Genomic DNA, 13,806 nt, shown 5'->3' on the forward strand with positions numbered 1-13,806 from the left:
ATTCGTCTGTGCTCAGTGGCAAAAGAACCCGACTATCTTTAGCCGAAACCCGACCCACCTCACGCTGGGACTATACAGCTAGACCACCTCAGTGGTTCAATCACTGAAGCTACCACGTACACCGTCCTTGAAAGCGCTATATACCCTGAGCACGCTGTTTTCGACCACCCAAGGCACCACGCTGGAGCGCCACCTCATCAGCCGCCACGTCGCGCTAACCCAGCAGCAGCTGACCACCACCGAGGACGCTTTGGCCGCTATTGCCGACCGGCTCAGCTACAGTAGCAGCCACCACCTCTCCAACCAGTTCAAGCGGGAAACGGGCCTGACTCCCGATGGCCCGAGCGCAGTCCTTCCCGGCCGCCAGGAGCGGAACGACTTCTTAATCCTGCAATTCTTTCCCGCTATTATGTACAGCCCCCGAGGGGGGATGCCGCGACCTTTGTGAAAGAAAATCGCGGCGTGCTCCGCTTACTACCATGGCAACAAACACCCTTTCCCCGAGCCGCCGTGCCCCCTCCAAGGCCCCGGCCGGTTCACTTACCCAGCTCACCGTTCCCATTACCGGCCTGAGCTGCGCCGCGTGCGCGGGTAGCGCCGAATCCATGCTCAAGGCCCAGCCCGGCGTGGCTGCGGCCGGGGTCAACTTTGCGACTCAGACGGTGGCCCTGGCCTTCGACACCAGCCAGGTGCAGCTGCCCCAACTGCAGCAGGCATTGCAGTCGGTGGGCTACGACCTGATTGTAGACGAAGACAATGCCACCGACAAACAAGCGGAGTTGCAGCAGCGGCACTACCAGGATCTGCGGCGCAAGACCATCTGGTCCGCCATGCTGGCCGCACCCGTTGTGGTGCTGGGCATGTTCTGGATGGAGGCGCCCTACGCCAACCAGATGATGCTGGTCTTGTCGCTGCCGGTGCTTTGGCTGGGGCGCAACTTCTACGTGGGGGCCTGGCGGCAGGCCCGGCACGGCCGCGCCAACATGGACACGCTGGTGGCCCTGAGCACGGGCATTGCCTTCCTGTTCAGCGCCTTTAATACCCTTTACCCGGATTTCTGGCACCGCCGTGGTGTGCACCCGCACGTGTATTTCGAGGCTGCTACGGTCATCATCGTCTTCATCCTGCTGGGCAAGCTGCTCGAAGAGCGGGCCAAGTCCAATACCTCGTCGGCCATCAAGAAGCTGATGGGCCTGCAGCCCAAAACCGTGCGCGTTATGGAGAACGACCAGGAGCAGGAAATCCCGGCCGTGCAGGTGCGCATCGGCCATGAAGTGGTGGTGCGCCCCGGCGAGAAAGTGCCGGTGGACGGCGTAGTAACCAGCGGCAGCTCGTTCGTGGACGAGAGCATGATCAGCGGGGAGCCCGTGCCGAAGGAAAAAACCGCTGGGGCGTCCGTGTTTGCCGGCACGGTCAACCAGAAAGGCGCCTTCCGTTTCCGGGCCGAGAAAGTTAGCGGGGCCACGGTGCTGGCCCAGATTATCCAGATGGTGCAGCAGGCCCAGGGCAGCAAGGCCCCGGTGCAGCAGCTCGTGGACAAAATTGCCGGCGTGTTCGTGCCCGTGGTCCTAGGCATTGCCCTGCTCAGCTTCACGGCCTGGCTGCTGCTAGGCGGCGAGAACGGGCTTACCCAGGGCCTGCTGGCGCTGGTGACGGTGCTCGTCATTGCCTGCCCCTGCGCGCTGGGGCTGGCCACGCCCACGGCCATCATGGTGGGGGTCGGCAAGGGAGCCGAGCACAACATCCTGATCAAGGACGCGGAAAGCCTGGAGCTGGGCTATAAAGTCAACGCCGTGGTACTCGATAAAACCGGCACCATCACCGAGGGCAAGCCCGAAGTCACCGACCTGCACTGGCTCGTGGCCGACGCCGAGCAGCCGGGCTACCGGGCCGTGTTGCTGGCCATCGAAGCGCAGTCGGAGCACCCCCTGGCCGAGGCCGTGGTGCGTTACCTGCCAGGCACGCCGCCCGCTTCGCTGACCATGTTCAACAGCCTGACCGGCCGGGGCGTCGAAGCCCGCAGCGCGGGTGAGCTTTACCTGGTCGGCAACCGCCGCCTGCTGCAGGAGCACGAGCTCCTGCTGACGCCGGACGTGGAGCAGCTCGCCAGTCAATTGCAGCAGCAAGCCAAGACGGTGGTGTTCTTCGCCGATAACCGGCGCGTGCTGGCCGTGGTCGCCATTGCCGACCGGGTGAAGGAAACCTCCCGCCAGGCCGTGGCGCGTCTGCAGCAGCAAGGCATCGCCGTGTACATGCTCACTGGCGACAACGCGCAAATGGCCCAGGCCGTGGCCGCGCAGGTAGGAGTTGAGCATTTCCGGGCCGAGGTGTTGCCCGCCGACAAAGCCGCCTTCGTGCAGCAGCTGCAGGCCGAGGGCAAGGTCGTGGCCATGGTCGGCGACGGCATCAACGACTCGCAGGCCCTGGCCCAGGCCGACGTGAGCATTGCCATGGGCCACGGCTCCGATATTGCCATGGACGTGGCTAAGATGACGCTCATCACCTCCGACCTGAACCTGGTGCCGAAGGCGCTGCTGCTGTCCCGCAAAACCGTGCAGACTATCCGCCAGAACCTGTTCTGGGCCTTCATCTACAACCTTATCGGCATTCCCATCGCTGCCGGCCTACTCTACCCCTTCAACGGCTTCCTGCTGAACCCCATGATTGCCGGCGCTGCTATGGCCCTGAGCTCCGTCTCGGTGGTCAGCAACAGCCTGCGGCTGCGCGCCGCGCGCCTGTAAGCGGGCACGCGACCGACCGGCCCCGCAGCCTGCTCCCTTTCCTCTCTACATTTTCGCATTTCACCATAAAAAGCGGCTGCCAGCTCGACGGTCCCCCGCCCCTCGTCCACGTGGGGCCGCCTCGTGTCCTTCGGGTTGTATGCCTTAGTCGCTCTTGCCCTGGCCTTTGTCGCCGGGCAGGAGATAAACGGCTAAACCGCCCATCCCTTACTTCTTATTCGCAAATCCGCATGAAACGCTTTCTGCTGCCGGCCGCCCTGCTCGCCACGCTTTCCTGGACCGTCGCGTGCTCGTCCAACGATGCTTCCTCTTCTTCCACCAATACCCCCACCGTCATGAACCCCTCTTCAGCTGACGCCCATACCGGGCACCAGCACGGTGCCGGTAAGGATCACCACGTGCCCGCCGCTGGCGCCGACCAGAGCGGCGGGCACGTCTATACCTGCCCCATGCACCCGGAGGTAACCAGCGACCAACCCGGCACCTGCCCCAAGTGCGGCATGACGCTAAAGCACACCACGGGGGCTGGCAACGCCTACCTAATGGATTTCTCTATGACGCCCGCCCAGCCCGCGGCCGGGCGGCCGGTGACCCTCTCGTTTCAGCCGCAGGCAACGGGCACCAACCACGCGGCCGTGCCCCTGGCGACGGTACACGAGCAGAAGGTGCACCTGATGATTCTCTCGCATGACCTTTCAGAGTACTACCACCTCCACCCCGAGTTAAAACCTTCAGGTCGCTACGAGCTGCCGTTCACGTTTAAAACCGGGGGCACGTACCTGCTCTATCAGGACTACCAGCCCGAAGGCGGCGGGCACCAGCTGGGCCGGCAAACCCTGCAGGTGAGCGGCCCGACCCGGCCGGCGGTAAAGTACATGAAGGACCAGCTGCGCTGGGAAGCCAACAGCTACGCGGCTGACCTGGCATTTGATAAGACCGTCCGCGCCGGGCAGCCGCTGACGGTAAGTGTGACTGTAAGCCGCAATGGCCGGCCCATCACCGACCTCGACCAGTACCTGGGCGCCTTGGGGCACATGGTGATTCTGAGCGAAGACGGCGCGGACTACCTACACGTGCACCCCGAGGACCAGGCCGACAAGGGCCCACGCATCGGGTTCAACACTACCTTCGACAAGCCGGGGCGTTACCGCATCTTCCTGCAGTTTCAGCACGCCGGCGTAGTGCAGACCTCGGATTTTACGGTGAACGTGACGCCAGCGGCGGCCTAAGGCGCCCATACGCCGGGCACGGGAGGCCGCTACGCTCGCGACGACTGGCACCCGTTCGTCGAGCGTAGCGGCCAGCAACGGACAGCGTACGCCCCTTGGCGACCTCCCGTACTGTCCCGTCCGACCATGTCACGTCCTCAGGAATTTGATACCCAGGAAGCCCTGCACCAAGCGATGCGGGTGTTCTGGCGCAAGGGCTACGAGGCCACTTCCTTGACCGATTTGCCGGCCGCGACGGGCCTGAGCAAAAGCAGCCTGTACGCCACCTTGGGGGAAAGCGGGAACTGTTCCTGGCCGGCTTCGACTCCTATCGGCAGGCTCGCGCGGAAGACGCGCAGCAGGTCCTGCAGCAGCCCGCCCGCCGCGCCATTGGATCCTTTTTCCACGCCCTTTTTGCCGACATCAATTCAACCGAGCCCCTGCTGGGCTGCATGAGCCTCAACCAGGCAGTGGAATTGGCCCCGCACGCCCCCATAGTGCGCGAGCGGGTGGTAGCGGACTTGCAGCAGATGGAAGAGGTGTTGACCCAGGCCCTCGAACGCGGCCAGCAGGATGGGTCGGTCAAGAGTCCGCGCCCGGCCCGGGAGCTGGCCCGGCTCCTGGTGCTGGCCTTTCCGGGGCGCAGGTCATGGCCCGGGCGGGCTATACATAGCCGCCGGCCTCCCCGAAGTCGTCGCCAACTTCTTCGCCCAGTGGGGTGCCGCCGCCCAGCATGGCATGCTGGCGGGCACCCACGATACTGTGGAGCGGATGCTGGGCTGTAAGCGCACTTCGCTGAACAAGTATCTGAAAACAAAGCATTTACCTGACACCTGACCACTCATAGCGGCGGCCGATACCCCATGCAGCAAACCAACCAGACCCGTTACGCAATTTTCCAGAGGAACTCCCTTGCCTGATTTCAGTCGTGGGAAACCGGTAACCCAACGCGACTCATATAACAGTTGTACCAAAACTTTAACCAAGGCCATTAGTAGTCACACGTTAGCCGCGAGCCAGCGACTCGCGCACGCCCTTGCTAAGCTGCCGGAGCAGGAAGCCCGGCGCCAGCCGGCTGAGCAGGCGCATCATGGCCGCCATGCCGGGATACACCTCCCACTGGTTGGCCTGCATGGCCTTGATTGTCTGGGCAATGAGCGGACGTGGGGCCATCAGGTCTTTCTCCGAAACGTCGCCGGCAAACGTGTCGCTGAGGGGCGTTTTTGCGGCGGGCGCCACGAGCTCGAACACCTGCACCTTCGTTTCGTGCAGCTGCACGCGCAGGGTCTTGGTGTAGGCACGCAGCCCGGCCTTGCTGGCGCTGTACACCGGGGCCAGCGGATAGGGCGTGAGGGCCAGCCCGGAGGTAACGTTGAGAATGGCGGCGGCCGGCTGGCGCAGCAGGTGGGGCAGAAACTGCTGCACCATGTGCATGGGCCCGGCCAGGTTCACGTCCAGCTCCAGCGTGAGGTCGGGTAGCAGCTGCACATCGGCCTGCAGGTCGAGCTTGCGCATCTGCCCCGCGTTGTTAATCAACACGCTGAGCTTCGGGAATTGGGCCGTTACCTGCTCGTAGAGCCGGGCAATGGCGGCCAGGTCGCTCACGTCGCTCTGGAAGGTGTGCACGCCGGGCAGCTGCTGCTGCACCTGGGCCAGCCTGCCCGGGTCGCGGCCGGTAAGCAGCACGGTATTACCCAGGGCCAGCAGCTGGACGGCGAATTCGTAGCCGAGGCCACTGGTGCCGCCGGTAATGAGGATGGTTTGATGACGCAGGTTCATGGGAAGCGGAGGAATAAAGTACTCCGCAAAGGTCCGGCCCGCCCCTAAGCGGGTGGTTGCGCCTCCCAATCCGCTTGTTGCGAAATTCAATCAACTGCGTTAGCCCCGAAACGCGGCGGGCGAACTGGCAGTCTGGCGCTTGAAGAAATTGGAGAAGTGGGCCACCTCGGCAAAGCCCAGGCTGTCGGCAATTTCCGACACGCTCCACTGCGTCTGTTGCAGCAGCAGCTTGGCCTCCTGCGCCACGCGCGCCCCAATCAGGTCCGAGGTGGTGCGGCCCGTCGTTTCCTTGAGTATCTTGTTGAGATGATTGACGTGCACGGCCAGCCGGTCGGCGTAGTCGGCGGCCGAGCGCAGGCGTAGCCGCTGCTGGGGCGTCTCAATGGGAAACTGCCGCTCCAGCAGCTCGATAAACAGGGAGGTGACCCGCGCCGAAGCCGTGTGAGCCGGGTAGAGGGCTGTAGCGGGCTGCAGCTTCTGGCCCAGGTGCACCAGCTCCAGCACGTAGGTGCGCAGCAGGTCGTACTTGTACGCGTAGGCCGAGGTAATCTCGCGGGCCATCTTCTTGAAAATGGCCAGCACCTCGGCGTATTCCTCATCGGCAAGCGTGAACACGGGGTAGCCGCCGGCCCGGAAAATGGGCAGCTCATCCAGCTTCACCCCGCTCTTGGCCGGCAGCAGAAACTCGCTGGTAAACACGCAGAAGTAGCCATCCTGCTCCTGGTCTTCGGGCAGCCAGTGGTAGGGCACTTTGGGGGTAGCGAAGAGCAGGGCGTTGCGCTCTATGCCAATAACCTTATCGGCGTACTCGGCCCGGCTGCGGCCCCGGATAAGGCTGATTTTGTAGTAGGCCCGCCGGTCGTAGGGCATGGGCGGCCGCTCGCGGTGCTCCCGAAACAGATCGGCCACGTTGAAGACGTTGAAATGCCCGATTTCCTGCTGGATATCGGCCGGCAGCAGCGTGTGCAGCTCGGTGCCGACGGCCGTGGCCAGCTGCTGATAAAATTCGTCCAGGGAGGTAACGGGCATAAGGCAGAGGGCTTGCGAAATTCAAAGCTAGGGCTTTCGTAGTGCAAGTTAGTGCCGCGCTGATGCCGGGTCGGGCCTGGTCGCCATTGGCAATTAGGCCCGACCTGTCCGCTTGCTCAGGCCGCCGGCATTTCCTGCAACGTCAGCCAATACCCGTCCAGGTCGGCAATCACGGCGGTGTTGCCAAATGGGGAAAGCTGCAGGCCGCGCACGACCTGGACTTGTTCGGAAATTCCCTGCAAAAAGGCCGTCAGGTTCGGGACGGCAAACCACAGACTGATGCCCCAGCCCAGCCGGGTCGACTCCTGCAGGTCGACCAGCGGTTTGCGAATGGCGAAGGCCGCCCCGCTCTGGGTGACGAACACGCAGGCATCGGGCGGGGACTGCACGGCGGGCGCGAAGCCCAGCACCTCGGTGTAGAAGCGACGGGAAGCGGACAGGTCGCTCACCTGGAAGGACACAAAGCCGAGGTTAGTGGGGGTGCTCATAAAGAAGGATGGCGAAGTGGAACGAGTGCTTAAGAAACGAATCCAGCAGGCTTACAGGCCGAACTTGCGCCGGGCCTCGGGCGTGACGGGGGTAAAGAAGTTGACCAGGTTGCCGTCGGGGTCGCGGAAAAGCAACGACCGATTGCCCCAGGGCATGGTGGTGGGCGGCTGCACCACGGCGGCGCTCAATACCTCAGCCAGGCGGTGGTAGTCGGCATCCACCTCGCTGACGCGAAATTCGAGGATGGCGGAGCGGTTCTGGCCCGGTAGTACCACCGGCTCTTCGCCCAACTGGGGAAACGCCCGCGTGCTTTGCAGCGCCAGCGTGGCCGCCGGGGTTAGCAGCTCGGCAAAGTCCGGCGTGTAGTGCGTGGCCCGTAAGCCCGTGACCTGTTCGTAGAAAGAAACGAGGCGGGGCAGGTCGGCGGTGATGAGCCGCACGGAGATAAACTGCATAAAGGGGAGTGGTAAAGGGTGAAAAATGGAGCCGCCGCCGGCACCCGGCGGCTGCTTGGTGCCCCAAAGAGAAGTCCCTCCACTGACAACCCTATGGCAGTCCCTTTTACCAATTCCAAAAAATTATACCTTGAAGGGCAGTCGCAGCTGGGCAATGTACTCGGCGTGCGTCAGGTGCGGCGTGCGCTGGAAAGGGCGCGTGGTGGCCGTCAACTCCTGAATGCGGCTGACCCGGAAATCCCGGTACTCGCCCCGCAGGTGGCACCAGCCAATCAGGTGCCAGGCGAAATTGTAGAAAGCCAGCCCGATGGGCTCGACGTGCCGCTGGCTCGGCTGGCTGCCTTTGTTGACGTACGCCAGCTCCACCTGGTACTGGTCGGCAATGGCGGCCTGCAGCGTGGCCAGGTAGCTGCCGGCACGCTGGTACTCCGGCAGGTGCATCTTGAAGGTGTCGGTGAGGTGCTCCAGCTGCTTTTTGCCCGGCTCGCGCAACACGGCCTGCACCTTAAGCAAGGCCGTGGCACAGGCTTTCTCAATCGAGTCATCCGCGAGGGAGGCCGCCAGGGCTTGCAGCAGCAGCAGGGCCTGGGCCTCGGGCGGGGTAAACGAAACCGGCGGCAACAGGTAGCCCGGCACCAGGCAGTAGCCCCGCTGCGGCTCGAAGCTAACGGGGATGCCCTGCTCGTCGAGCGCCCGGATGTCGCGGTACACCGTGCGCACGCTGATGCCGAATTGCGCGGCGAGCTGCTCGGCCGTGGCGTGCCGCCTGGCTTGCAGCAGCGTTACGATTCCAAAGAGACGGTCAATACGGTTCATTCGGAGTGGATTCCTGAAGTGGTTTAGGCAGGCCGGACACGTTTCGAATCCTACTGGGTGGTGTCTGAAGCGGCGGTGCGTCAGCCAGCCAGGGCGAGGGATTTTGGCGCCCGGCGTTGCAGCTGGCAAGGTAGTGAGCCTGCTCCAGGCGGGCCAGTTCCAAGGCGCGGTAGCCACCACCCTCGGGCTGCTCCGCCTTGGGCAAGTTCCAGCAGAATTGCGTTCGGACGTTGTCGCAGTAACTTCTCGCCGATGCTCCGTTGGCTTCCTGCTGCCGGAATTGAGCGGCTCCGGGGTTTCGTCGCAACGGTGGAGAAAAAGCGCCTTTTAATTGGCGCATCCCTACGTATTTCCTGACCGCAGGACCACGCCGAGCGGGCCTTGATGGCCAGCTAGCGGCAAGAAGCGGCTGGCGTTTCTTCCGCGCCTTCCCATGGCGCTGGCGCAACCGGGTTAACGTCTGGCGTAATCGGATAGCAGAATGGCGCAAACCGCTACAAAGAGGGCCTGCACGCCGCCGGAACTTTGTGGTGTCACAAACCAACCAACACCCCATGAACCGCACCGTTCTTATTACCGGCACCTCTAGCGGCCTCGGCCGCGCCACCGCCCTACTCTTCCAGGCCCAGGGCTGGAACGTCATTGCCACCATGCGCACGCCGCAGCACGAAACCGAGCTGACGCAGTTAGAGCGCACCCTCGTCACGCGCCTCGACGTGCAGGACCCCGCCTCCATCCAAGCGGCTGTCGAAGCCGGCCTGGCCCGGTTCGGGCGCATCGACGCGCTCATCAACAACGCCGGCTACGGCGCCTACGGCCCGCTGGAAGTCACGTCTTTCGAGAAAATCCGGCGGCAGTTCGACGTGAACGTGCTGGGGCTGCTGGCCACCACGCAGGCCCTGCTGCCCCACTTCCGGGCACAGAGCAGCGGCACCATCGTCAACATTTCGTCGGTGGGCGGCCGCATGACCTTCCCGCTCGGCACGCTCTACCACGGCACCAAGTTCGCCGTGGAAGGCTTGTCCGAGTCGCTGCACTACGAGCTGGCGCCGCTGGGCATTCGCGTCAAGGTCATTGAGCCGGGCGGCATCAACACCGACTTCGGCGGCCGTTCGCTCGACTTCAGCAACGACCCGGCCCTGCCCGAGTACCAGCCGCTGGTGCAGGCCGTGCTCAGCGCCCTCGGACCGATGATGGCCAACGGCTCGTCGGCCGCGCACATTGCCGAGGTCGTGTACGCCGCAGCAACCGACGGCACCGCCCAGCTTCGCTACGAGGCGGGGGCCGATGCCCGGCAGCTGCTGGCGGCCCGCCGCACGGCCGACGATGCCACCTTCTTTGCCGGCCTTAAGGCGCAGCTCGGCCTGGGTGCTTAACGCTTCAAACAAACGCTTTACTCATCAGCTCTCTATTCTCCAGAACCATGAAGACCATTAAAAAAACAGGCTCGGCCGTCGCCCTTGTGTTGTTGCTACTTAGCGCTTCGGCCGCCCCCTCAGCGGCGCAGGCCCCCCGGAGTGCTGGCCTCCCGGCGGCCTCCGCCACCGCCCAGCAAAACCGGCAGGTAGTAAACCGTTTCTACGAGGCGGTGGAATCCCAGCAGTTTGCGGTTATCAAGGACGTGTTCCTCCCCAATGCCCGGCAGCTGATTCCGTATGCACCCCCTGGCTTTCCAAAGCGCCTAGAAGGTTCGGAAGCCATCTACCAGCAGTTTAGCGGGCTCACGGCCTATTTTGGGCGCATGAGGTTTCCCCGCCAAATCTTTGTTACCGAAGACCCTGATTTCCTCTTTGTCAAATTCAACGGCGACATGGAAGTGAAGAGCGGAGGCAAATACGAGAACGAATACGTGGGCACGTTCCGGCTGAAGGACGGAAAAATAGTGGAGTACGTGGAGTACTTTAACCCCCTGGTCATGGCCCGGGCCTTTAATATCAAGCTGTAGGGACTACTCATTGGCAGGTGCCATTCAAACCAGGGTAACCCTGCTGAACGGCATTCTTTTGGCCCGCCGGGCGTGGGCCACCCACTTACTTTTACCGCTGTATATGGCACCTCCCAGCTACGCCCTTGACACCACCTGGCGCACCCTGCTCAAGGACCTGGGCGTGGTGCCCGCCAACGTGCTGCGGCGCGCCGGCCTCGCCGACGACTTGCTGCAGCAGCCGTCCGTACGGCTTGCCTCGGCCGACTATTACCGCCTCTGGGATGGCATTGAGGCAGAAACCGGCCCGCTGCTGCCCCTGCACCTGGTGGAGGCGGTGCGCAGCGAGTCGTTTTCGCCGCCGCTGTTCGCGGCCCTTTGCAGCCCTAACCTGCTGGTGGCGGCCCAGCGCATTGCACGCTACAAAACGCTCATCGGCCCGCTCCGCCTCGACGTGGTGAAAGCCCGCGACGTGGTGAGCGTGGAGCTGACGTGGCTCGACGCCCCGCTCGCCCCGCCGGTGTCGCTGGTGGTGATGGAGCTGCTGTTTTGCGTGGCGCTGGCCCGCCTGGGTACCCGCGAGCGGGAGTGCCCTATTGAAGTCACGACCACCGTGCTGCCCGCGCCGCTGGCGCCGTACGAGGCCTACCTGGGAGCACGCCTGCGGCGGGGCGACAAGCACCGGCTCACCTTCACGCTGGCCGATGCCACGCGCCCGTTCCTGACTTCCAACGAGCCATTGTGGGCGGCTTTCGAGCCCGGGCTGCGGCAGCGCCTGACCGACCTCGACGCCGCGGCCACGACGGCCCAGCGCGTGCACGCGGCCCTGCTCGAAGGGCTGCCGAGCGGCCTGGTCACGATGGAAGCCATTGCCCGCAAGCTGGCCCTGAGCACGCGCACGCTCCAGCGCCGCGTCGAGGCCGAGGGCACGAGCTACCAGCAGATTCTGCAGGACACGCGCGCGGCCCTGGCCCGGCATTATCTGGAGAAAACCGGGCTGCCCGCCACCGAAATATCCTTCCTGCTCGGCTTCGAGGAGCCCAACTCGTTCTACCGCGCCTTCCGCACCTGGACCGGCACGACGCCGGAGAGCGTGCGGCAGGCTCACCAAACGTGCCGTTAAAGCCCGATTCCTACTCCTGACGCCCCTAGGTTTACGCTAGCTGTGCCTGCACTCACCGCCTGTTTGCTTATTTGCTTCGTACCATTGCCCGGATGAAACTGAACTCGCTACCGGCCTTTTACGCGGCATGCGCGGAGGCAAAAGCCCTGCTGCGCCAAGCGGACTGGACACTGTGGGAAATTGCTGACAGCCTGGGCTTCCTCGACGTGGCGCACTTCTCGCACTTCTTCCGCCACTACGCCGCCGTGAGCCCCGGCGCCTTTCGGACGCTGGCAGCTGTACCGGTTTGATCTATACAAACAGATGATTGGCGGATACAACGCCGCCGGGAGCTAGGCAGGGGACCTTTGTAGTGTTCAATCAACGCAACAAACCCCGTCTTATAAGTACTTCCAAAATCGCCTAACCGGAGGCAGCCGGGGCCTGGGCAAAGACATTGACCTGAAACTGGCCCGGCAGGACATCGACGTCATCCTGACTTACCGCAGCAAGCAGGCCGAAGCCGCCGCTATGGTGGCCGAAATCGAGGCCCTAGGCCAGCGCGCTGTGGCCCTGCCGCTGCATGCCGCCGATAGCAGCACCTTCGCGGCATTCTTCGCGCAGGTCACCACGGTATTGGCCGATGCTTTCGGTACCGACCGGTTGGACTTTCTCATCAACAACACCGACATCAGCCTGAGCGCGCCCTTTGCCGAGATAACCGAGGGGTAGTTTGATGAGATGTTGAATATTCACTTTAAAGGCGTGTACTTCCTCACTCAGAAGGCCTTGCCTTTGCTGCACGACGGGGGCCGCATCATCAACATTTCCTTGGCCACTACGCGCAGCTCCTTTGCTGGCGCCTCGGCCTATGCCAGCATGAAAGGGACCGTGAAGATATTCACCCGCTACCTGGCCCTGGAGCTGGGTTCCCGCGGCATTGCGGCCCATGTGGTGGCGCCGGGCGCCGTGTTTGGTGGCAGCGCCATGAGCGACACGCCTGAAATCCGCGCCTGGGTGGGCCAGATGACGGCCCTGGGCCGTGTGCAGCCGACGGCCGTCTTACCAACCGGCAGCTGTTTGTGGCCCAGGGCTCCGATGGCATGACCATCGACCACGAGGGCAACGTGTACCTCACCGGCCAGGGCGTGACGGTGTACAGCCCCGCCGGCCAGCGGCTGCAACACATCGACGTGCCCGCCGCCTGGACGGCCAACCTGTGCTTTGGCGGCCGGAACCGCAAAACCCTGTTCATCACGGCCTCGGAGGCGGTATACGTGCTGCCCATGCGCGTGCACGGGGTGTGGTAAGGCTACTTCCACAGGGCGTTTCCCTACGCTTTCCGACCGAGCCTGATACGCGTATACTTATTTTTTACAATATACCCGCATTAAGGTATTGCCAGGGCGGTGCTAAAGCTTTACATTGGACTACCGCGCTCAGGGGCTGACTGTTGTGGCCGGCCCTCTCCTACTACACCATCTATTGCCAGCAGAATCCGGTTGCCTTCCGGCGGCCGTTGTCCTACGTGTGCTTATCTCACCTGGTCTGCATGGAACTATCCGTTATGGGGGCCGCTACCGTGCTGGTAGCCGCCCCGCCCTCCCTGCATCGGCAGGGCCTGTTGGCTACCCTCCACACTCACTGGCCTGCCCTGGCCTGCACTGTCACGCCCGATGCCGGGCAGCTGCTGCCTTTGCTGCGGCAGCAGGCCTACGGGCTGGTGGTGCTCGATAGCACCCTGAGCGGCCCGGGCCTGCCCCAGCTGCTCCGGCAGCTGCGCACCATCCGCGGCAGCCAGCAGCTGCTGGTACTCACGGGCCGGCGCCTGGCTCCCCTCCTGCGCCGACAGCTGCTGCAGGCCGGGGCCCACGCGCTGCTGCGCCAGAGCGCGCCCCCCGCGGCGGCCGTGGCCACCATTGCGGTCCTGCTGAGCGGGGCGGGCGGGGGCACGGTGCCTGGTGCGGCTACCGCCCTTGCTGCCCTGCCGCCCACGCCCTTCAGCCCCCGCGAGGTGGAAGTGCTGCGGCTGGTGGTGGCCGACTTCAGCAACCAGGAAATAGCCGAGCAGCTAAGCTTGAGCGTGCGCACCGTGGAAAGCCACCGCCGGGCCCTGCTGCAGAAAGCCGGGGCCCGCACCCTGGTAGGGCTGGCCGTGCAGGCCGTGCGCCAGGGTTGGGTAACGCCCTGAGCGGTGCATCTCTTGGTGGCGAAAATGCGGTAGGGTGCGGGGCTTGTCCCCGCCCGCCGTTGAACAACAGTA

General features: G+C 63.9%; 14 protein-coding genes and 3 pseudogenes. 12 read left to right on the forward strand and 5 right to left on the reverse strand.

Annotated elements, in window-relative coordinates:
• Positions 1–127 precede the first annotated feature (127 nt).
• From I5L79_RS12440 to I5L79_RS23780, 5 genes and pseudogenes are all read left to right on the forward strand, one after another.
• Positions 128–448: a helix-turn-helix domain-containing protein gene (locus tag I5L79_RS12440; RefSeq protein WP_196955388.1), complete on the forward strand. Its 321-nt coding sequence runs from the start codon at positions 128–130 to the stop codon at positions 446–448.
• Between the two features lie 31 nt (positions 449–479).
• Entirely contained in the window at positions 480–2,741 is a 2,262-nt protein-coding gene (locus tag I5L79_RS12445) for a heavy metal translocating P-type ATPase (RefSeq protein ID WP_196955389.1), read from the forward strand.
• Between the two features lie 230 nt (positions 2,742–2,971).
• Positions 2,972–3,970: a heavy metal-binding domain-containing protein gene (locus I5L79_RS12450; protein WP_196955637.1), complete on the forward strand. Its 999-nt coding sequence runs from the start codon at positions 2,972–2,974 to the stop codon at positions 3,968–3,970.
• Positions 3,971–4,144: 174 nt separating this feature from the next.
• Positions 4,145–4,405, forward strand: a complete 261-nt coding sequence (locus I5L79_RS23775) for a TetR/AcrR family transcriptional regulator (RefSeq protein ID WP_394368807.1) — start codon at positions 4,145–4,147, stop codon at positions 4,403–4,405.
• Positions 4,372–4,563, forward strand: a pseudogene (locus I5L79_RS23780) (TetR family transcriptional regulator C-terminal domain-containing protein); the annotation flags it as partial. The gene I5L79_RS23775 and the pseudogene I5L79_RS23780, both read left to right, overlap by 34 nt.
• Before the next feature lie 391 nt (positions 4,564–4,954).
• Here the strand turns inward: I5L79_RS23780 and I5L79_RS12460 are convergent.
• From I5L79_RS12460 to I5L79_RS12480, 5 genes are all read right to left on the reverse strand, one after another.
• Positions 4,955–5,728, reverse strand: a complete 774-nt coding sequence (locus I5L79_RS12460) for an SDR family oxidoreductase (protein ID WP_196955391.1) — start codon at positions 5,726–5,728, stop codon at positions 4,955–4,957.
• 99 nt (positions 5,729–5,827) lie between these two features.
• Positions 5,828–6,757 carry a helix-turn-helix domain-containing protein gene (locus tag I5L79_RS12465; protein WP_196955392.1) on the reverse strand — a complete coding sequence of 310 codons (930 nt, stop codon included), beginning with the start codon at positions 6,755–6,757 and terminating at the stop codon, positions 5,828–5,830.
• Positions 6,758–6,873: 116 nt separating this feature from the next.
• Complete coding sequence (locus I5L79_RS12470) at positions 6,874–7,245, reverse strand: VOC family protein (protein WP_196955393.1); 372 nt, start codon at positions 7,243–7,245, stop codon at positions 6,874–6,876.
• 51 nt (positions 7,246–7,296) lie between these two features.
• Positions 7,297–7,701 (reverse strand): VOC family protein, encoded by a 405-nt coding sequence (locus I5L79_RS12475; protein ID WP_196955394.1) that lies wholly within the window; start codon positions 7,699–7,701, stop codon positions 7,297–7,299.
• Positions 7,702–7,824: 123 nt separating this feature from the next.
• Positions 7,825–8,517 (reverse strand): helix-turn-helix transcriptional regulator, encoded by a 693-nt coding sequence (locus I5L79_RS12480; RefSeq protein ID WP_196955395.1) that lies wholly within the window; start codon positions 8,515–8,517, stop codon positions 7,825–7,827.
• A gap of 554 nt (positions 8,518–9,071) precedes the next feature.
• Between I5L79_RS12480 and I5L79_RS12485 the strand changes: the two genes are divergently transcribed.
• The 7 genes and pseudogenes from I5L79_RS12485 to I5L79_RS12515 all read left to right on the forward strand — a co-directional run bounded on the left by I5L79_RS12485 (position 9,072) and on the right by I5L79_RS12515 (position 13,734).
• The gene (locus I5L79_RS12485) at positions 9,072–9,893 is read left to right on the forward strand and encodes an SDR family oxidoreductase (protein WP_196955396.1); all 822 of its coding nucleotides are present in this window, start codon (positions 9,072–9,074) and stop codon (positions 9,891–9,893) included.
• Between the two features lie 47 nt (positions 9,894–9,940).
• On the forward strand, positions 9,941–10,462 hold the full coding sequence (locus I5L79_RS12490; RefSeq protein WP_196955397.1) for a nuclear transport factor 2 family protein: 522 nt from the start codon (positions 9,941–9,943) through the stop codon (positions 10,460–10,462).
• A gap of 103 nt (positions 10,463–10,565) precedes the next feature.
• A complete protein-coding gene (locus I5L79_RS12495) occupies positions 10,566–11,564 on the forward strand; it encodes an AraC family transcriptional regulator (RefSeq protein ID WP_196955398.1) in 999 nt (332 codons plus the stop codon).
• 92 nt (positions 11,565–11,656) lie between these two features.
• Positions 11,657–11,854, forward strand: coding sequence for a helix-turn-helix domain-containing protein (locus tag I5L79_RS12500; RefSeq protein ID WP_196955399.1), 198 nt, complete (start codon positions 11,657–11,659; stop codon positions 11,852–11,854).
• A gap of 124 nt (positions 11,855–11,978) precedes the next feature.
• Positions 11,979–12,650, forward strand: a pseudogene (locus I5L79_RS12505) (SDR family NAD(P)-dependent oxidoreductase); the annotation flags it as partial.
• Positions 12,596–12,853: pseudogene (locus tag I5L79_RS12510) on the forward strand (SMP-30/gluconolactonase/LRE family protein); the annotation flags it as partial. The pseudogenes I5L79_RS12505 and I5L79_RS12510, both read left to right, overlap by 55 nt.
• Before the next feature lie 242 nt (positions 12,854–13,095).
• Positions 13,096–13,734, forward strand: coding sequence for a response regulator transcription factor (locus I5L79_RS12515; protein WP_196955400.1), 639 nt, complete (start codon positions 13,096–13,098; stop codon positions 13,732–13,734).
• The last annotated feature ends 72 nt before the right edge of the window (positions 13,735–13,806 follow it).

The organism is Hymenobacter guriensis (assembly GCF_015773195.1).
GTDB lineage: Bacteria > Bacteroidota > Bacteroidia > Cytophagales > Hymenobacteraceae > Hymenobacter > Hymenobacter guriensis.

Coding starts and splice junctions, on each gene's coding strand:
- I5L79_RS12460 (WP_196955391.1), bottom strand. CDS start 5,728: ATGAACCTGCGTCATCAAACCATCCTCATTACCGGCGGCACCAGTGGC.
- I5L79_RS12500 (WP_196955399.1), top strand. CDS start 11,657: ATGAAACTGAACTCGCTACCGGCCTTTTACGCGGCATGCGCGGAGGCA.
- I5L79_RS12450 (WP_196955637.1), top strand. CDS start 2,972: ATGAAACGCTTTCTGCTGCCGGCCGCCCTGCTCGCCACGCTTTCCTGG.
- I5L79_RS12495 (WP_196955398.1), top strand. CDS start 10,566: ATGGCACCTCCCAGCTACGCCCTTGACACCACCTGGCGCACCCTGCTC.
- I5L79_RS12480 (WP_196955395.1), bottom strand. CDS start 8,517: ATGAACCGTATTGACCGTCTCTTTGGAATCGTAACGCTGCTGCAAGCC.
- I5L79_RS12515 (WP_196955400.1), top strand. CDS start 13,096: ATGGAACTATCCGTTATGGGGGCCGCTACCGTGCTGGTAGCCGCCCCG.
- I5L79_RS12490 (WP_196955397.1), top strand. CDS start 9,941: ATGAAGACCATTAAAAAAACAGGCTCGGCCGTCGCCCTTGTGTTGTTG.
- I5L79_RS12445 (WP_196955389.1), top strand. CDS start 480: ATGGCAACAAACACCCTTTCCCCGAGCCGCCGTGCCCCCTCCAAGGCC.
- I5L79_RS12465 (WP_196955392.1), bottom strand. CDS start 6,757: ATGCCCGTTACCTCCCTGGACGAATTTTATCAGCAGCTGGCCACGGCC.
- I5L79_RS23775 (WP_394368807.1), top strand. CDS start 4,145: ATGCGGGTGTTCTGGCGCAAGGGCTACGAGGCCACTTCCTTGACCGAT.
- I5L79_RS12470 (WP_196955393.1), bottom strand. CDS start 7,245: ATGAGCACCCCCACTAACCTCGGCTTTGTGTCCTTCCAGGTGAGCGAC.
- I5L79_RS12485 (WP_196955396.1), top strand. CDS start 9,072: ATGAACCGCACCGTTCTTATTACCGGCACCTCTAGCGGCCTCGGCCGC.
- I5L79_RS12475 (WP_196955394.1), bottom strand. CDS start 7,701: ATGCAGTTTATCTCCGTGCGGCTCATCACCGCCGACCTGCCCCGCCTC.